This window comes from Syntrophothermus lipocalidus DSM 12680 (assembly GCF_000092405.1).
GTDB classification, from domain to species: Bacteria; Bacillota; Syntrophomonadia; order Syntrophomonadales; family Syntrophothermaceae; genus Syntrophothermus; species Syntrophothermus lipocalidus.
Window position 1 is genome coordinate 1,242,048 of record NC_014220.1, and the last position, 16,265, is coordinate 1,258,312.

Consider the following 16,265-nt stretch of genomic DNA (forward strand, 5'->3'; position numbering starts at 1 on the left):
GCGTTGCAATATGCGTGCCAACCAAGACAAAAAAGAGCTGAGGTGGCACACTGCCAAACAGCCTGCCGTCTCAGCGTTGTGCAAAAAACCAAAACTCAACCTGTCAAAATAAAAGTGTCAGTTTATTGGACACCTGTCTAATAAACTGACACTCGAATTGACATCGGTAGGCTCGATTTTCTAGTCGGAGATACTGGGTATCCCTAAAGTCCGCAGTTTATAATACAAAGTGCTACGGGGAATCCCCAGCATCTCTGCCGTTCTCGCCTTGTTGTAACCGCACTCCTCCAAAGCTCTCATGATGACGTCCCTCTCGGTCTTAGCCACCGCCTCTTCCAGGACCTCTCCCGCCATCAATACTTCCTTATCCTTGGTTCTCGAACCGTTGTTCCCCGGCCTCAACATATCCATTACCCCCGCTTCCTCCAGCGAATGGAGGGTTATTAAGTTTCCTTCCATCAGTATTATTATACTCTCCAGAACGTTACGTAATTGACGGACATTACCCGGCCAATCATAATCGACTAAAACATCCAGTGCCTCATCATCTATGCCATCAACTTCCCGGTCATAGTCTGTCGCCAGTTCGTTTATAAACCTTGCCACCAGACCTGGTATATCCCCTTTTCGTTCTCGCAGGGGAGGGATCTCAAGGGTAACCACGTTAAGCCGATAGAATAAGTCCTCTCTGAACCGACCCTCCGACACCATTTCGTGTAAGTTGCGGTTAGTGGCCGCTATTAAACGCACATTGACCTCGATCGGATTAGTTCCGCCCACACGATAAAACCGGCCTTCCTGAATAACCCGCAACAGCTTGGCCTGCATCTCCAGAGGCAGCTCGCCAATCTCATCCAGGAAAATAGTTCCGTCGTGGGCCAGCTCGAACTTCCCCGGCTTTCCCTCCCGCTTGGCCCCGGTAAATGATCCGGACTCGTACCCGAACATCTCGCTTTCAAAGAGAGTCTCCGGGATAGCACTGCAGTTGATTTCCACGAAAGGACGGTTAGAACGCTTACTGTTTTGGTAAATAACCCGGGCCAACAGCTCCTTGCCGGTCCCGCTTTCTCCTTGAATAAGAACAGTAGCATCAGTGGCTGCGACTTTGCGAGCCTGTTGCAAGACCCTCAAAGTAAACTTATCAGCAGTGTAAAAAACATCTTCCGAACTGGGCTCGCTTTGGCGAACCCTTTTTTCCAGCTTCTTCACCTTTGAATTAGCGTAGTGCAATCTATCCAGCAAACTCATGGTCTGGGTAACATCTTGAGTGGTACACACCACCCCGATGACATCCCCTGCCGGCGTAATAACGGGAACTGCATTCCTGATCGCATACTGCTGGGGTTTAAGTTCAGCAAGAACATTGCGCCGCGATTTGGCCTCTTTCAGAACGCTCTCTATTAAGCCGTCATCATATATCTCTTTAAGGCGTTTGCCAACTACATCGTCCGCCTTGAGCCCAAACATTCTTTCCGCTGCCTTGTTCCAGTAAGTTATTACACCGAAGCAGTCCACAACCTGAATCGCTTCAGTTATATTATCCATAACCGCCTGCATATGACGCCCAATTACCTCCAATTTGTCGGAAAAACCATTGCAGACGTCTTTGGCAGTCAATATACCGACTACAGTCCCTGTCTCATCAAGTACAGGCAACCGGCCTATATGGTGCTCCCTCATGACGTCACGGGCAAGAACCAGGTCTTCCGTAGTCGTAGTAGTGAAAACATTTCGGTGACATACGTCGATTATAGGTTTGTCTTGAGGCAAGCCGTCCGACAAAATGCGCACTAAGTGCTCTTTCGTTACCAATCCTAGCAGCTTGCCGTTACCTTCAACCACTACGACCTCTTCCCACCGGTTCTGCAGCATGGCAGCGATAACCTGCTCCAAGGTCTCGTCTGGAGATGCGGTGCCAAAGCGCTTTGTCATTGCTTCGCCTACCTGAAGCTCGCTGATTCTCAATACGGGCATCGAACTCGCCTCCTTTCGCTCAGGCCTGCACCGGCATGATTATGATATAACGATTCTTGTAACATTACAACCGGTAAAAGCGACAGAAAATGAAATCTTTCACAAACCTTTGGCCCTCATTTATATATTTCGGCTGCGATTGATAGCTGAACACGGCAGCCCGGCACTCAGCTGACTGAAATTGTAACATGCCATTGGGTCCCGAAAACGCTCGCTGCTAATCAAAGACTTGAGCTGAGTGCCGGGTCTGTGTGCATCTGTGGCTCGTTTTCGGCGCACAATAATAAGAAAAAGAAAGGGGTCAAGCTAATGTCGAGAACAACGACCGAATGCATGGTTAATACTTGCGCGTACTGGGTGCCGGGCAACAGCTGCTCCGCTGACACCATCGAAGTAGTATCGTCTGGCCCCGATGCCAGTTGTTCTACCTTCACCCTGCGGTCCTCCGTGGAAGGACCAGAAATGAAGATCCTCCCCCAACACACTACCAGCTCCCTCACCCAGGGTTCGGCCAATCCTGAAGTCCTATGTAGCGTGCGGCAATGCCGGCATAACCGAGACGGATACTGTGAGGCCGACAATATCAAAATAATGGGTAGTACCGCTCAACGCCATTCTGATACTGAATGTGACATGTTCGAACCGGCCTAGAAATGTTCGCATCAATACTAAACCTGCACCAACTCTACAGTCTGGTGCAGGTTTAGACCTCCAATTCGGTTTCCGTGCTGGCCTGCTGTTACCAGAACCTTTATAGTAGTTGCCCGGCCAACATTATAAAAAGGTCTTAATAACCATGGGAATAACCGTTTTTGCAACCTCGGGGTTGGCTCCGCCCGATAGAATAAACAAGACCGGCTTGCCTGCCGCGAATTCCTTGATGGCCTCGGCCAAATGTTTGAACGATATCTCGGTAAGCGCAAATCCTCCGTAATCGAGAATATGAGAATCATGTCCGAATATGATCATCAAAATCTCGTAATCCCAAGATCTCGACAACACCCGGTTTAGAGCATCGATGAAATCGCTGTCTCCGCCACTTCCCAGCCCGATGTCGTAGTTGTTGAGCTCCGGATCTTCTACTATGCGCCAACTCCCGGAATGGAAGTTAACGTGAATGACGTCCGGATCAGCGCCGATCAAGTCCCTAGTACCATCGCCGAAGTGCGGGTCCACATCTATTATCATCACTCTCTTGATCCCGAGAGCCCGAAGCTTTTTTATCGCCATTACCGCGTCATTGTAATAGCAAAAGCCCCAAAACCTGTCGTACCCGGCGTGGTGACCCGCTGCCCCCACGAAGCAGAAAGCAAATTCCAAATCCCCGGTCGCCAAACGTTCTGCTGCTTCCACTACTCCCGCTGCCGACAAAAGAGCAACATCATGATAGTGTTCAGCTTTGACCATAGCTATATGTCTTGCGCTGTGGCACTGGTTTAACAGTTCTTCTGTTTCTTGAGTAATCGCGGGGGTGAATAACCCTATCTTGCCAGCTTCGATCAGGTCGGTCATGGCATTGAAGGCAGGCTCAACCCGATCCCGAAGCACCGAGTGCCCCCTCAGGGAAAAATCAGGATGATACCAGACTCCAGCCTTCATTCCACAAGCCTCCTCTACCCGCCCCAGGGGCCAACCGTACTATTTCTTGGCTATTTTTTCCGCTATGTTAGCGGGTACCTCTTCGTAATGAGAGAAAGACATCTGGAACTTGCCCCTGCCCTGGGTAATTGACTTCAGGTCAATGCTGTAGCGGGCCATCTCCGCCAGGGGCACCTGGGCTTTCACCAGCTGGTTCTTCCCTTGTGGCTCCATGCCCAGAACCCGGCCCCTCTTACTGTTCAAGTCACCTATGATGTCCCCCAGATACTGTTCCGGAATCAAAACCTCGACATTCATTATCGGTTCCAGCAGTACCGGCTTTGCCTGTTCCATGCCCTTGCGGAAAGCCAGAATAGCCGCCAGTTTGAACGACATTTCGGACGAATCCACAGGGTGGTAAGAACCATCATAGAGCGTGACCTTAACGTTGGTAACCGGGTACCCTGCAAGAACCCCTTCGGTCATGGCCTCCCGCACGCCTTTTTCTACCGCCGGGAAGAAGTTACGCGGCACCGCTCCCCCAAAAACCGATTCCTCAAAGGCAAACTCGGCATCGGGCAGCGGCTCGAGTTTCAGCCATACATGCCCGTACTGACCGTGCCCGCCGGTTTGTTTCTTGTGCTTTCCTTCTACCTGAACCATTGCCCGTATGGTTTCGCGGTAGGGTATCTTCATCTCGGTGGTGCCGACATCCACGCCAAATTTGCTCTTTAATCGTTCTACGATTATATCTGTATGCGTTTCGCCCATAGTCTTCAGGATAGTCTGTCGGGTCTCGGTGTTCTTTTCCATAGTAATAGTAGGATCTTCTTCCATCAGCCGCTGTAAAGCACTGGAGAGCTTGTCTTCGTCCCCTTTGCTCTTCGGCTCTATCGCCATCGCCAGGGTAGGCTGTGGGAATTCAATTCCTTTGAGAATGACAGGTCGGGCCTTATCCGTGAGCGTGTCCCCGGTAGTGGTAACCGACAACTTGGCAACAGCGGCTATATCCCCCGCTTTCAGTTCGGGAACCGCGAACTGTTCCTTGCCGCGCATCACCAGAAGGTTGCCGATCCTCTCCTCTTTTTCCTTATTGGCGTTGTAAACCACGGAATCGGCCTTCATGGTTCCGGTGAAGACCCGGAAGAAATTGAGGCGCCCTATATAAGGGTCGGCGATAGTCTTGAACACCAAAGCGGCCAAGGGTTCTGCACTCACGTCTTTGCCCTTGACATCGGAATGATGGCTAGGATCAGGCATGCAATCGACTATGAAATCCATCATGGGCTGGATTCCCATGTTGTTCAAGGCCGAACCACAAAAAACGAACACAGCGGTACCGTTAGTCGCAGCGCCCTTTATCCCCCGCTGGATTTCCTCGTCGGTAAGTTCCTCCCCTTCCAGGTACTTGTTCAAAAGCTCATCATCGCCTTCAGCTGCAGCCTCGACGATCTGCTCCTTATAAGCTTCAACCTGGTCCGCAAGCTCCGCAGGTATCTCAGCTTCGGTCATCTTTCCGGTTCCGGGCTCAAACAACAAAGCCCTCATTTTGATCAGGTCCACTACACCCTTAAAATTGGCTTCAGCCCCAATCGGGATCTGAAGTGGCACTATGGGCTGGGAAAACTTTTCTCTCATCTCTTCCAGGGCTTTTTCAAAAGAAGCGTTCTCCCTGTCCATCTTATTGATAAACGCTATACGAGGTAAATCCCCACATTCTTCCCAGTAAATCTCGGTCTGAACCTCGACACCGGCAACAGCAGAAAGGACTACGATCACGCTGTCTGCTACCCGCAGCGCTCCTTTGACTTCACCGGCGAAATCGGCAAAACCTGGGGTGTCGAGCACGTTTATCTTTAAACCCCTGTATTCGCAGGGAACCAGGGTAGTATTAATAGTAATTTTGCGCTTTATCTCCTCAGGATAAAAGTCTGCAGTGGTGTTTCCGTCATCCACCCGGCCGAGCCTCTTGATGGCTCCAGTCTGGTAAAGCATAGCCTCAGTCAGGGAGGTCTTTCCCGCCCCTCCGTGGGCGATGATGGCTACGTTTCGTATCTTTTCCGTGGGGTAAACATTCACAAACATTCCCTCCTTGCCTATCTATAAGGAATTTCCAAAATCCCATTAATTATAACTGATCTACTTGCGAGTGAAAATAGAAAAAACCCAGTATAGCACCACTGCTAGGAGTGCCAACACGGCCAACTGAACCAAAAACTGGATCCTCAGTACATCCAATAAAGTCAGGACAGTTCCAAGAATCACGGGGATAAACACCGACTTGGGTGAAGGTCCGCCGGCGTAGTCGGGGTTTTTCCTTTTCTCGAACAACCAGTTCAAATTGAATAAAAACAAGAAAACCAAAATATTCACTATCAACTGCAATCCAAATAACACTACAACATCTCCTATAGCTTAGCCGATATCGATGTAAGGTTGAAAGCGACGTCTAAAATCCTCGATAAGCTGATAATCCGTCAAATCGAAGTGAATGGGCGTAATCGATATATACCCTTGGGTGACAGCCGCTACATCGCTGTCGGGATCCTGCTCTTCTCTTATAACTTCTCCCCCCAGCCAGTAATAAGAATTACCGCGGGGATCCTTTCTCTCCTCAAAAAGGTTTTCGTAGCGCCTGACCCCTAGCTTGGTGATGCGTATACCCTTTATCTCGGAACGGGGAAGGCAAGGCACATTAATGTTGAGGATTATGTCCTTGCCGACACCTTCTCTGTGTAAAATCCGCAAGACCAGCCGGGTAAAGCGGGCAGCAAAAGAAAAATCCTCGTTGGGATTAAAAGAATCGAGTGACACCGCCACCGAAGGAAAACCCATAATGACCCCTTCTAAGGCGGCGGAAACAGTACCGGAGTACAGTACATCTGTACCCAGGTTTGCTCCCCGGTTAACTCCGGATACCACGTAATCCGGGGTTTTCGGGATTAAAGCGCTGATCCCCAGTTTGACACAGTCGGCCGGGGTGCCGTCGATAACCCAGGCCAAAGCGCTTGAACCTGGAACCTCGACCCTTTGCGCTTTGATAGGGCTAAAAACCGTTATAGAATGGCCTGTTCCGCTCCTTTCCCGGTCCGGGGCCACCACATATACCTCGCCCATTTTTTCCAATTCGCGTAGCACAGCCAAAATTCCGGGAGAATCGATGCCGTCGTCATTGGTCAAAAGAATCCTCACTCGGCAGATACCCCCCGCGGTAGCAACATGATACGACTAGGTGGCCAGTAGATCATGAAAGCCTTTCCCATAAGATGATCCTCCCTCAGCCAAGCATTCCATCGGTGACTGTCAAAGCTGCTGTTTCTGTTGTCTCCCATAACAAAAAGGCACCCTTCCGGAACAACCACCGGTCCATAATCGTACATCGGCGGTTCAGCCAGGTAAGGTTCTTTCAACGCCACTCCGTTAATAAACACCTTTCCATCCCTTACCTCCACGGTTTCCCCGGGAAGCCCTATAACCCGCTTGATAAACGGCCCTTCCTGCCCTAGTTCCTCTGGGGGCGTAAAAACCACTATATCCCCCCTGACCGGTTTTTTGAAGTGGTATATAAACTTGTTGAGCAACACCTTGTCCCCAATCTGCAGAGTAGGTATCATGGATCCGCTGGGTATTTCCCGACCTTCGATAACGAAGGCCCTCAGAACCATGGCCAACAAAAACGAAATTATAATTATGCTGACGAATTCCCTAACAATGCCCCGCAATTCTCTCCCCATGAAATCTTCCTCCTGTTCTATATTTCGTAGATGTTGATAGTCATCTCTTGCCCGTCGCGGTCTTTGGTGAGGCCGAAAAGCACTTTCCTGTCTTTTAAGTGCTTGTTGAGAAAATCTACGACCTTAACTAGTTCATCGTTGGCCCGGAAAGTCTTGCGGGCTATAAGTTGGAGACCGTTTTGCTCCCCTTGATTATTATTCACTTCCCAATCCTCCTGCTCCACAATGGCGTTACCTAATCGGCCCCTTGATCAAAGCAAAAGCCTCGGCTCTGGAGGCCGGGTTAGTCTCGAATATCCCGCGTACCGCGGATGTGACCGTCATAGAACCGGGTTTGTTGACTCCTCGCATGGTCATGCACATGTGTTCGGCCTCGATTACGACCGCTACTCCCCATGGCTGTAATCTCTCCATGATGGAATCGGCAATCTGGCTGGTTAACCTCTCTTGCAGCTGGGGTCTTTTGGCAAAACCTTCTACCACCCTCACCAGCTTGCTTAGCCCGGTAATGCGGCCCTTCCGGGGTATATAAGCCACGTGAGCCTTGCCGTAAAAAGGCAATAGATGGTGCTCACACATAGAATACAAAGGGATGTCTTTGATAAGAACCAACTCATCATGGTGTTCCGTGAACAGCACCTGCAAATGTTTGCTCGGGTCCTCCTCAATCCCGCTGAAAAGCTCAGCATACATACGAGCTACCCGCCGGGGAGTATCGCGCAACCCCTCTCGATCCTTGTCCTCCCCTATGGCTTCGATGATCATTCGAACTGCCTTTTCAATTTTTTCGATGTCCATGACTCATCTTCCTTCCCAAACGCTGCTTCAATCAGGTAACCCTTAAATACTTATGTATTTGAGGAATAACCCTCACGTCCTCTAGGTGCTTTAAAGCATCGAGCTGCAGGTCAAACAACTTCTCAGCTTGTACAGCTACCTGGCTGGTGACCAAGCTGACTGGCTGCAAGACCAAAGGTATAGTGGCGTCAACTCCGGCAATTATCCGGGCAACTTCTCCTATCTCCCAAGGTTCGGTTGAAGGAGTCACTACAACCTTGACGTAAACCGGGCGGCAAGCAGCAAGCTCCAAGAAACGCTTGTGAACCGGGAACAGATCGATGCCAATCGCACTGGGCAATTTGAAATCCATACTTATGACAGCGGTGAATTCAAGGATATCGACCAGGTTTTCGACCAGGGTGCCATTTGTTTCCAGTAGCATCCTGTAACCCTTGCTCACCAATATAGGAGCTAACCTTTTTAAATAATCGGCCCAAAGCAAGGGTTCTCCCCCGGTGAGACTAACCCACCGGGTATCAAAGTTCGCAGTAGCCTTCACAACATCAGAAATTGAAAGAGGATTGGCATACTCACGAAAATCGTTTTTCGAGCCCGGCTTCAAAAAAATCTTGCAAGATGGGGTTTTAGATAAGCTCCCCACAGTATCACAATACGGACATCTAAGATTACACCCGCAAAACCTTAAAAATATCTGCCTGCTTCCGGCCAGGGTGCCTTCTCCCTGTATGCTCTCCGTAATCTCTGACAAATAGGCTTTCACAGCCCGACTCCTCTCACTTTACATCTTGCAAGATAAATCCCCATCATCTCTTCCCTAAACCGGCTCATCACGTCTTGGGCCATCTGCCTAGCATCTATTATACCAAGATCTTTCAAGCCCACGGTTTTAACCGGGGTACCCTCGGTATCAATGTTTAGGCCGACATGAATGAGAGTGGAAGCCAGCGAGACAGTAGCGATTGAAACCGACAACTTGCCTTCCCCCACAAAAAGATCATCGCCTCGCCGTATCACCCTTGACGTAAGCCTCTCTTCCAACCACTCTTTGATTATAGTTATCAGCATTCTCTGCCGCAAAACCGCTCTTTCCAGATCCGTATCAAATTTTTCGACGATGAAATGCAGCATAAGAGGACTGTATATCCACTGGCCCGACTTCACATCGACCAGATCCACCATATGCGACAACTCCACCCGGCACTCCCCAGTAAAGCTCACAACAGCATCGCCCAGAATAGAGAAATTCCGATAAATCCAGTGTGGTGACAACTGGCTCCCATCGTATTTAATCCTCTCTTCGATAAACCTCGTCTCCATTTTCCTCCCCGCTTTCTCCTTGTAGCCACAGATTCACACTGATGTTCACAGATAAACACTGACATACAGAAAACGAGATAAAAATGAACATAATGTAGCTTCTTCACCTGAAGACGCTGTAACGCATTTCTCAGTATTAAAATCAGCCAAAATCAGCGTTAATCAGCGTCTAAAAACTAATCTGTGCTAATCAGCCCGGCACTCAGCTGGCCGAAATTGTGCAACGTGCCAGCTTCTCTTGATAACAATATTCATCTATCAAGGCTTGAGCTGAGTGCCGGGTCTGTGTTCATCTGTGGCTCTTAAATCGAGATTCTCCCTAGCCTTAGCCAGCAAGCGGCACGAAGCACAAACCCCGCAAGGACTTGGCCCGTCCTCGTAACAACTCCAGGTGTAATGGAGGGGTATGCCGAGACGGATGGCTTCTCTTAACATCTCGGTCTTGTCCATTTCCATGGTATAAGAGATGACCCGAACCTGATTGCGGGTCGAGTAAGAAAGGCTACGATTGACCGCAGACACGAAATCCGGGCTGTTGTCGGGAAAATCAACCGCTTCCTCACGGTTAAAACCGACCAGTACGGCTTCGGCTCCCATTTCCTCCGCATAGCAGGCGGCGATATTGATAAAAAGGCCGTTGCGGTTGGGAACCCATACTTCACGGCTGCTCCTCGTGGACCTTTCCGCTCGGGTCAGCCCGGAAGCAAAAGTTCGCAAGAATCCCGCTTCGACCACCCTGTGGGGTATGTTGTAGAAAGCCGCTATACGACCGGCAGATTCGACCTCCCGAGTCCTCGCTTTTTGCCCGTAATCCACGGTCAGTGCTAAAATAACCTCCATATCCCTTAAAGCCAAAACCGTACACAAGGTAGAATCTAAACCGCCAGAAAGAAGAGTAATTGCCTTCATCATTGTCCATCCCTCCTGAAAGTGGCCCACGCTCGCGGAGACTCGCGCACGGTTACCTTTTCAAGAATTACTCCCGGAGCCTCTAACCGAGCCTCGATGTCCTCGAATATCTTCTTTGCCAAATTTTCGGCGGTGGGAGTGACCCGGTCAAAAGGGGGCACATCGTTTAACAATGAATGATCATAGCCGGCCACGACCAGATTAACAAGTTGTTTCAGTTTTCGAAAATCTATGAGCATCCCCTGCGGATCGAGATCGTTGCCCCTCACGGTAACCTCAATCTGCCAAGTGTGGCCGTGAACCCGGGCACATTCACCTTCGTAATCTCGCAACTGATGGGCTGCGGCGATCTCCACCTGTACTGTAACCTGATACATGGTACCCTCCACCCTTAAGATGTTTAAATTCTATCATGTATCCCATACCAAACTCCAATAATATCGTACCAAATTTAACCCGCGCCTACTTATGAAAAGGCCGTATCACTTGTTAATCAAAACACGAGCGGCAACTGCCATAAGCGCCACGCCTATGATGTCCGTGTAAGCGAAAGGGGATTTTTTGACCCCCATCAAGCCTAAGTGGTCGATGAGGACTGCAGTCAGTGTCTGAGCAACAACGATTGCGGTAGTAGCGTTTGCTACCCCGACTTGCGGAATGCTGCGGGCCACGGCGTAGATTATAACGACATTCAGTAGTCCACCCATGTATACGTACCAAGGGGCTTGTCCCGCTTTAACTAAACCGCCGAATCCTATGCCTCCCAGTAATATTACGGCTAAGACGGCTACAGTTCCAATAACGTGAACGATGAACGTAGACTCCCAAAGTCCCACTACCTTACCCAAGGCAGCGTTCATGGTACCCTGCACGGCCATCGCTGCTCCAGCCAATAAGGCTACTGCCATATACAACCACTTAATCACGTCGAGCCGTTCCCTTTCTTTTGCCTAATCGACTTAGGTTTTAAAAGTTTCACTTCCTAGTCTTTCACTGGAGGTATCAGATATACGTAACAACCACAATCATTCCGACTCCCAGCCAAAAACCTAAATGGCTGGCTCTGGTTCGCAAACGTAAAGCACCGGGAATAAGATGATAAAAGACTAGGTACAACATAGCCCCAGCCGCAACTCCCAGCAAAAACGGAAGGAAAGCGGGAAAAAAGGCAATAGCGGCTTGCCCAGCGATGGTCCCCAAAGGTGTTATGGTGGCTACCAGCAATACCTGTAAAAGAACCCTGACCCGGCTTACCCCTCCATTAAGTAAGGGAACTGCCATTGCCATGCCCTCTGGGATGTTGTGGATTCCCACGCCCATAGCTATAGCCATTCCCGTTCTAACTTTAAGCCTTGTACCCAGAGCAATGGCTATTCCTTCGGGAAAATCGTGTAAGGCGATACCTAACATGACCAGGTATCCCAATGCTGCCCAGTTCGACGACGATGCCTCACCCTGAAACAACGTATCGGCCCAGGCAAGGGAGAATCCTCCCGATGCCAGCCCCAGTAGCCCTTCCCGCCACGTGCCCCCTACTAGTATTGAAGGCACGAGATCTAAGGCAACTACCGCCAACATCACCCCCGCGGCCAAACCCAAAAAGAAAGCAACTCCGCGGTCGCCCCACTCCTTTCGTACTAATACCAGGATCGTCCCCAGCAGGGTGCCGGCGCCTGCCGCTACGCTCCATACCAGACAATTCGAATTCACACACCGAACCCCTGTCGTTTTCTTAATATCTATGGCTAAGAATAACGATTTAGTCCAGGTAAACCGGAACCGGTGCCACCAAAAGTGGTTGAATTACTTCCAAAAGAGCTGGCAAGTCTTCCCCGCTGTTTTATAATGAAAGTGAATAGAATCAAACTATCTTCATCCTGTTAAAGAGAGCTGGCGTAGCTAAAGTGGCACGCCACATGGAGCAATGTTGGGAAGGGAGGCGATGTTTGTGACGGGTATACGGGCCCGCCCCTAGAGGGAGAAATAGTTCCCGGCAACATTCGAAACACGAATGAAGACTGTTTTCCACTTGTCTATTAGCTCAACCACGCAGCTTTTATCCAGCGCACATCTTTCGATTCCTTTAACATTCTAGTTATTATTTCCTTTGGCATCCATGGCTTCATTTAAAACAGAAATAAGTTTAGGAGGTTCTTGTTTATGGCGAGGGAGGGAAAAAACATGAAGTATTGGGAAACCGACTTTTATTCAGGGATCATGATGAGTTGCTACCTCAACCCCAGTTATCATCCTGGATGTCTGGGGTGCACTGACCGTCAGGATTGTTACGGTCCTGAGAACTATGAGAGGTTTAAACAGAAGGCATTAGCCCTTAGCAGGTTCTTGGGCGATATGGATGATATCCCGCCAGAAAACGCAGCACGTCTGGCCTGGATATTGAGAGCAAAGCACCTCGAAGAAGCTATCCACGAAATACTGTCAAGTAAGGCTTGTCTGGATGGAAAACTTAGCTCCATAATCAAGCTGGTTACGCAATATGAAGAAAGAAATGGAGTCGATAAACACGGACCAGTTAGACTCCCGGCCTAAGAAGCTTATCGTTCCCAAATCGTTGTCGTTAACGTTTGCTAACCCTGGACCTGAATCCAGGGTTAGTTGCTTTCTTGTTCTAGTAAACGTATTATAGTAGAAACAAGATAGCAATTTGGCAAGCGACAAGGCGCTAAGGAGGGTAATCCGGAATGGACATTATAATGTATGTAGCGCTGGGACTTGTAGCAGGGGTACTCAGTGGCTTGCTCGGCATAGCTGGCGGTATAGTAATTATTCCTTCGCTGGTTTTTCTTTTTGGTTTCTCCCAACAACAAGCGCAGGGCACTACCCTCGCCCTTATGGTGCCACCAATCGGTATCCTCGCAGCCTGGACTTATTATCAAAAAGGATTTGTGGACTTGAAGGCTGCCGGTCTGATCTGTCTTGGGGTGTTCGTAGGCGGACTTTTCGGAGCCAGAATAGCAACCGCCCTGCCCGCTTCTGCCTTACAAAAGGTATTCGGAGTACTTGTGTTGCTGGTAGGGATAAAGATGATCTTGAATCGGTAGTTCGCGGGGTTGCGTCTAACCCATGTTTTAACCCTCGACTTCGTAACCGATTTCTTCGATCTCCTCCCGTATCTCCTCTAAGTCAACAACAGCGTCGTCAAAGGTGACGGATACTTCACCTTTTTGCAGGTGAACCTCTGCCTCCTTTACGCCTGACATTTGCATCAAGGCCTGCTCGACGTTGGCCTTGCAGTGCATACAGGTCATTCCCCTAACCTTAAGCACCATGCTCTTCATGTGGTCTTTCCTCCTTTCACAAATGCTGTCTCCCTCGACATTTACCACTTTTACTGTGGCCTTTTGGCAGGCTTTGTATTCGCTCATTGAATACAGGTCCCAATTCACCTATAATCATATGTGTAAAAAAGCCTCAAAATACTTAGGAGTGGAAACAGCCATGAAACTGAAATTAGGGTATTTGTTGATTTTGTTAGGAACGGTACTAGTATTCATCAGCCATAAGATATTGAAGAGAAATGTCAAGACAAAAAAGGATGACGATATAGTTGCCCATTATTTGGAGATGGCTTACAATCTGCCCGAGTTTCTTTACTTGGCTGTAGCTGGAATCATTTCCTTTCTCGTCGGCACGGTAATGCTGGTCCTGGCTTGAGCCTGACTGGTTTCCTATCCTTCTTTTCCCAAGAAATAAACTGCTCCGGCTCCCATGATGACCGCCATTCCCAAGAGAACACCTATGCTGAGGCTGGGATGAAACAAACCGTAACCGTTGATCGCCAGTCTCATCACGTCAACTCCGTAACTCACCGGGTTCCAGCGAGCGGCGACTTCTATCCATTTTGGAACGCCCTGCAGGGGAAACACAGCCCCGCTTAACAGAAACATAGGCATCACCACAAAGTTCATAACCAGCGAGTAGCTGTGAAACGTGCTGATCTTGACTCCAAACAGTACCCCAGCCGACGAAAGAGATAAAGCTAGCAGCAACATGGCGAGAAGTCCTTTGACAAAAAGCACAGGGGTTAAACCTAATCCGATGAGCGGAGCCGATACGAGTATAAGAATTCCCTGCAGGATAGCGGTTGTGCTACCAGCCAGAATCTTACCCGTGGCGATGGCAGTACGGGACACTGGGGAAATAAGGATCTCCTTGAAAAAGCCGAACTCCCGGTCCCAGACCACTCCAAGTCCCGAGTTCACCGAAGCAAAGAGCACGGTCATGCTGACTATTCCCGGAAAAACATACCGCAAGTAGTCAAAACCGAGATTCCGAAAAGAGCTGCCGAGGCCAACCCCCATAATAAACAACCACATTAGCGGCTGGGCAATCGAAGTGATTATTCTGAGCTTTTCTCTCCAGAACTTTTTCACTTCACGCAACCATATGACGTACACAGCTACAAGGTCTGGCTTTAACCCCATGTTCGAGTCATCATCCTTTCCTGAGCCTCATTCCAATCCGGCGCCTGAACTCTCCTCGCGGATCCGCGTCCTCATCCCGCATGCTTTTACCGGTGAGTCGCAAGAATACATCATCTAAAGTCGGCTTAGCAAAATTTACTTTCTCAATCAACCCCGTCCCCGCTTGCTGCAAAAGAACCGGCAAAAGCTCGTCCGCACGCTGAACCTCGAACTTGAGCCCTTCCTGGATGAACTCCGGCTTCACCTCAAAACGTTCTTCCAAAAAGGCCGCCAGTTGGTGTACCTTGGAAGATGTGACTTCTACCACGTCCCCTTTGACCATTTGTTTGAGATTATCGGGGGTATCGCAGGCGATGATACGCCCGTGGTCTATAATCGCTATGCGGTCACAGTTCTCTGCTTCATCCATATAATGGGTGGTCATAAAGACCGTGGTCCCGGTCTCCTCCCGGGTACGTCTGATGTAATCCCATATATGTTTCCTAGTCTGGGGATCCAGCCCCAGGGTCGGTTCGTCCAAGAACAGCACCTTCGGCAAATGGACCAGGCCACGAGCGATTTCCAGGCGTCGCTTCATTCCTCCGGAGAAGGTCTTGACCAAGTCGTTACGCCGTTCCCACAGCAGAGCCAGTTTCATCACTTCTTTGATACGCTCCTCGAGATACCTGCCGGTCAAACCGTAGATCATACCGTGAAAGACCAGGTTTTCTGTGGCCGTGAGATTTTCGTCCAAAGTGGGCTCTTGAAAAACCAACCCGATGTTCCGCCTCACCAGGGTCTGTTCGTGCTCGACATTGTACCCAGCAACCCAGGCTTCCCCACCGCTGGGCTTCAGCAAAGTGCAGAGCATGTGAATGGTAGTGGTTTTGCCTGCGCCGTTGGGGCCTAGAAACCCAAATATCTCTCCCTCGTAAACTTCGAGGTCCACGCTGTCTACAGCGACCAGTCTACCGTACTTGCGGGTTAGCTTTTCAGTGGCAATTATCATTGCTCAACCCCCGTGTCCTTCATGCAAATTAGGGACAACTCCTCTTTTGCGTTTCGGTCCCCTGCTTTTACTATCAATGGGCTCATGTAATAATTCCAACTCTCCTGCATATTGTTCATACTGGAGGTGAAAATCTTGGCAATCATGAAATCCGTAGAGTTAAAAGGGCTTCTTCTGACCTGTACCGTGGCTGCGGTACTAGGGGCCTTGGTAGCTGCCATAGTTTACTTCAGTCCTCTTAAGGAAACCACCCTTGCCCCCCTGGTTAACCTTGTCCTCATCATAGCCGTTTTTGTGGGTGGCAGTTATGTAGCCAAAACTAGAGGCAGCCGCGGACTAATTGGAGGAATCACTCTCGGCATCATGTTTTTTGTAGTCATGTTCGTACTAACTCTAATTTTCAGCCCAAGTCTGCCAGGTTTCAAGTCCTTCTTACAACACCTGTGCATCTGCCTCATCGCTGGAGGCCTGGGCGGTATATTCGGTATCGGACTTTCTTCTTGAGAAAACCTTTTATCT

At 49.5% G+C, this 16,265-nt stretch carries 23 protein-coding genes; 5 read left to right on the forward strand and 18 right to left on the reverse strand.

The window, feature by feature from the left end; translation table 11 throughout:
• Window positions 1-180: 180 nt before the first annotated feature.
• Both SLIP_RS05960 and SLIP_RS12910 read right to left on the reverse strand, forming a co-directional pair.
• On the reverse strand, window positions 181-1,974 hold the full coding sequence (locus SLIP_RS05960) for a sigma-54-dependent Fis family transcriptional regulator (RefSeq protein WP_013175378.1): 1,794 nt from the start codon (window positions 1,972-1,974) through the stop codon (window positions 181-183).
• A gap of 221 nt (window positions 1,975-2,195) precedes the next feature.
• The gene (locus tag SLIP_RS12910; protein ID WP_013175379.1) at window positions 2,196-2,408 is read right to left on the reverse strand and encodes a hypothetical protein; all 213 of its coding nucleotides are present in this window, start codon (window positions 2,406-2,408) and stop codon (window positions 2,196-2,198) included.
• Here SLIP_RS12910 and SLIP_RS13110 point away from each other — a divergent pair.
• Window positions 2,308-2,625 (forward strand): DUF1540 domain-containing protein, encoded by a 318-nt coding sequence (locus SLIP_RS13110; RefSeq protein WP_423218582.1) that lies wholly within the window; start codon window positions 2,308-2,310, stop codon window positions 2,623-2,625. The genes SLIP_RS12910 and SLIP_RS13110 overlap by 101 nt on opposite strands.
• Window positions 2,626-2,748: 123 nt before the next feature.
• Here SLIP_RS13110 and SLIP_RS05970 read toward each other — a convergent pair whose 3' ends face one another.
• From SLIP_RS05970 to SLIP_RS06030, 13 genes are all read right to left on the reverse strand, one after another.
• Window positions 2,749-3,573, reverse strand: coding sequence for an arginase family protein (locus tag SLIP_RS05970; protein ID WP_013175380.1), 825 nt, complete (start codon window positions 3,571-3,573; stop codon window positions 2,749-2,751).
• 39 nt (window positions 3,574-3,612) lie between these two features.
• Entirely contained in the window at window positions 3,613-5,631 is a 2,019-nt protein-coding gene (gene fusA, locus SLIP_RS05975; protein ID WP_013175381.1) for an elongation factor G, read from the reverse strand.
• Between the two features lie 60 nt (window positions 5,632-5,691).
• Complete coding sequence (locus SLIP_RS05980) at window positions 5,692-5,949, reverse strand: hypothetical protein (protein ID WP_013175382.1); 258 nt, start codon at window positions 5,947-5,949, stop codon at window positions 5,692-5,694.
• Window positions 5,950-5,967: 18 nt separating this feature from the next.
• Window positions 5,968-6,744: a 5'/3'-nucleotidase SurE gene (gene surE / locus SLIP_RS05985; protein ID WP_013175383.1), complete on the reverse strand. Its 777-nt coding sequence runs from the start codon at window positions 6,742-6,744 to the stop codon at window positions 5,968-5,970.
• Window positions 6,741-7,286 (reverse strand): signal peptidase I, encoded by a 546-nt coding sequence (gene lepB / locus SLIP_RS05990; RefSeq protein WP_013175384.1) that lies wholly within the window; start codon window positions 7,284-7,286, stop codon window positions 6,741-6,743. Before lepB ends, surE begins: the two co-directional genes overlap by 4 nt.
• A 17-nt stretch (window positions 7,287-7,303) precedes the next feature.
• The gene (locus SLIP_RS05995; RefSeq protein WP_013175385.1) at window positions 7,304-7,489 is read right to left on the reverse strand and encodes a YpmA family protein; all 186 of its coding nucleotides are present in this window, start codon (window positions 7,487-7,489) and stop codon (window positions 7,304-7,306) included.
• A 28-nt stretch (window positions 7,490-7,517) separates the two neighbouring features.
• Entirely contained in the window at window positions 7,518-8,084 is a 567-nt protein-coding gene (gene folE / locus SLIP_RS06000; protein ID WP_013175386.1) for a GTP cyclohydrolase I FolE, read from the reverse strand.
• Between the two features lie 31 nt (window positions 8,085-8,115).
• A complete protein-coding gene (locus tag SLIP_RS06005) occupies window positions 8,116-8,847 on the reverse strand; it encodes a 7-carboxy-7-deazaguanine synthase QueE (protein ID WP_013175387.1) in 732 nt (243 codons plus the stop codon).
• Window positions 8,844-9,404: a DUF366 family protein gene (locus tag SLIP_RS06010; protein ID WP_013175388.1), complete on the reverse strand. Its 561-nt coding sequence runs from the start codon at window positions 9,402-9,404 to the stop codon at window positions 8,844-8,846. The genes SLIP_RS06005 and SLIP_RS06010 overlap by 4 nt, the downstream gene beginning before the upstream one ends.
• Window positions 9,405-9,662: 258 nt before the next feature.
• Window positions 9,663-10,316, reverse strand: coding sequence for a 7-cyano-7-deazaguanine synthase QueC (gene queC, locus SLIP_RS06015; RefSeq protein WP_013175389.1), 654 nt, complete (start codon window positions 10,314-10,316; stop codon window positions 9,663-9,665).
• A complete protein-coding gene (gene queD, locus SLIP_RS06020; protein WP_013175390.1) occupies window positions 10,313-10,690 on the reverse strand; it encodes a 6-carboxytetrahydropterin synthase QueD in 378 nt (125 codons plus the stop codon). The genes queC and queD overlap by 4 nt, the downstream gene beginning before the upstream one ends.
• A gap of 105 nt (window positions 10,691-10,795) precedes the next feature.
• On the reverse strand, window positions 10,796-11,239 hold the full coding sequence (locus SLIP_RS06025) for a DMT family transporter (protein ID WP_013175391.1): 444 nt from the start codon (window positions 11,237-11,239) through the stop codon (window positions 10,796-10,798).
• A gap of 76 nt (window positions 11,240-11,315) precedes the next feature.
• Window positions 11,316-12,023, reverse strand: a complete 708-nt coding sequence (locus SLIP_RS06030; protein ID WP_013175392.1) for a ZIP family metal transporter — start codon at window positions 12,021-12,023, stop codon at window positions 11,316-11,318.
• A gap of 450 nt (window positions 12,024-12,473) precedes the next feature.
• Here SLIP_RS06030 and SLIP_RS06035 point away from each other — a divergent pair, with 450 nt between their 5' ends.
• Together SLIP_RS06035 and SLIP_RS06040 are read left to right on the forward strand one after the other, a co-directional pair.
• Window positions 12,474-12,863, forward strand: coding sequence for a hypothetical protein (locus tag SLIP_RS06035; protein WP_013175393.1), 390 nt, complete (start codon window positions 12,474-12,476; stop codon window positions 12,861-12,863).
• A gap of 152 nt (window positions 12,864-13,015) precedes the next feature.
• Window positions 13,016-13,375 carry a sulfite exporter TauE/SafE family protein gene (locus SLIP_RS06040; RefSeq protein ID WP_013175394.1) on the forward strand — a complete coding sequence of 120 codons (360 nt, stop codon included), beginning with the start codon at window positions 13,016-13,018 and terminating at the stop codon, window positions 13,373-13,375.
• Window positions 13,376-13,402: 27 nt separating this feature from the next.
• On the opposite strand, the gene SLIP_RS06045 is transcribed toward SLIP_RS06040, so the two are convergent.
• Window positions 13,403-13,612 (reverse strand): heavy-metal-associated domain-containing protein, encoded by a 210-nt coding sequence (locus SLIP_RS06045; RefSeq protein WP_041432792.1) that lies wholly within the window; start codon window positions 13,610-13,612, stop codon window positions 13,403-13,405.
• A gap of 160 nt (window positions 13,613-13,772) precedes the next feature.
• On the opposite strand from SLIP_RS06045, the gene SLIP_RS06050 reads away from it, so the two are divergent.
• Window positions 13,773-13,988: a hypothetical protein gene (locus SLIP_RS06050; RefSeq protein ID WP_013175396.1), complete on the forward strand. Its 216-nt coding sequence runs from the start codon at window positions 13,773-13,775 to the stop codon at window positions 13,986-13,988.
• Window positions 13,989-14,002: 14 nt separating this feature from the next.
• On the opposite strand, the gene SLIP_RS06055 is transcribed toward SLIP_RS06050, so the two are convergent.
• Both SLIP_RS06055 and SLIP_RS06060 read right to left on the reverse strand, forming a co-directional pair.
• Entirely contained in the window at window positions 14,003-14,758 is a 756-nt protein-coding gene (locus tag SLIP_RS06055; RefSeq protein WP_013175397.1) for an ABC transporter permease, read from the reverse strand.
• 10 nt (window positions 14,759-14,768) lie between these two features.
• Window positions 14,769-15,746: a daunorubicin resistance protein DrrA family ABC transporter ATP-binding protein gene (locus SLIP_RS06060; protein ID WP_013175398.1), complete on the reverse strand. Its 978-nt coding sequence runs from the start codon at window positions 15,744-15,746 to the stop codon at window positions 14,769-14,771.
• 144 nt (window positions 15,747-15,890) lie between these two features.
• Between SLIP_RS06060 and SLIP_RS06065 the strand changes: the two genes are divergently transcribed.
• Entirely contained in the window at window positions 15,891-16,250 is a 360-nt protein-coding gene (locus tag SLIP_RS06065; RefSeq protein ID WP_242649150.1) for a TIGR04086 family membrane protein, read from the forward strand.
• Window positions 16,251-16,265 lie beyond the last annotated feature (15 nt).

What these genes read in the sequence shown, in the direction of transcription:
- queD (WP_013175390.1), bottom strand. Translation starts at nt 10,690, where the DNA reads ATGTATCAGGTTACAGTACAGGTGGAGATCGCCGCAGCCCATCAGTTG.
- SLIP_RS06040 (WP_013175394.1), top strand. Translation starts at nt 13,016, where the DNA reads ATGGACATTATAATGTATGTAGCGCTGGGACTTGTAGCAGGGGTACTC.
- folE (WP_013175386.1), bottom strand. Translation starts at nt 8,084, where the DNA reads ATGGACATCGAAAAAATTGAAAAGGCAGTTCGAATGATCATCGAAGCC.
- queC (WP_013175389.1), bottom strand. Translation starts at nt 10,316, where the DNA reads ATGATGAAGGCAATTACTCTTCTTTCTGGCGGTTTAGATTCTACCTTG.
- SLIP_RS06010 (WP_013175388.1), bottom strand. Translation starts at nt 9,404, where the DNA reads ATGGAGACGAGGTTTATCGAAGAGAGGATTAAATACGATGGGAGCCAG.
- lepB (WP_013175384.1), bottom strand. Translation starts at nt 7,286, where the DNA reads ATGGGGAGAGAATTGCGGGGCATTGTTAGGGAATTCGTCAGCATAATT.
- SLIP_RS05960 (WP_013175378.1), bottom strand. Translation starts at nt 1,974, where the DNA reads ATGCCCGTATTGAGAATCAGCGAGCTTCAGGTAGGCGAAGCAATGACA.
- SLIP_RS13110 (WP_423218582.1), top strand. Translation starts at nt 2,308, where the DNA reads ATGGTTAATACTTGCGCGTACTGGGTGCCGGGCAACAGCTGCTCCGCT.
- SLIP_RS05970 (WP_013175380.1), bottom strand. Translation starts at nt 3,573, where the DNA reads ATGAAGGCTGGAGTCTGGTATCATCCTGATTTTTCCCTGAGGGGGCAC.
- SLIP_RS06065 (WP_242649150.1), top strand. Translation starts at nt 15,891, where the DNA reads ATGAAATCCGTAGAGTTAAAAGGGCTTCTTCTGACCTGTACCGTGGCT.
- SLIP_RS06050 (WP_013175396.1), top strand. Translation starts at nt 13,773, where the DNA reads ATGAAACTGAAATTAGGGTATTTGTTGATTTTGTTAGGAACGGTACTA.
- SLIP_RS06045 (WP_041432792.1), bottom strand. Translation starts at nt 13,612, where the DNA reads ATGAAGAGCATGGTGCTTAAGGTTAGGGGAATGACCTGTATGCACTGC.
- SLIP_RS06055 (WP_013175397.1), bottom strand. Translation starts at nt 14,758, where the DNA reads ATGGGGTTAAAGCCAGACCTTGTAGCTGTGTACGTCATATGGTTGCGT.
- SLIP_RS06035 (WP_013175393.1), top strand. Translation starts at nt 12,474, where the DNA reads ATGGCGAGGGAGGGAAAAAACATGAAGTATTGGGAAACCGACTTTTAT.
- SLIP_RS06060 (WP_013175398.1), bottom strand. Translation starts at nt 15,746, where the DNA reads ATGATAATTGCCACTGAAAAGCTAACCCGCAAGTACGGTAGACTGGTC.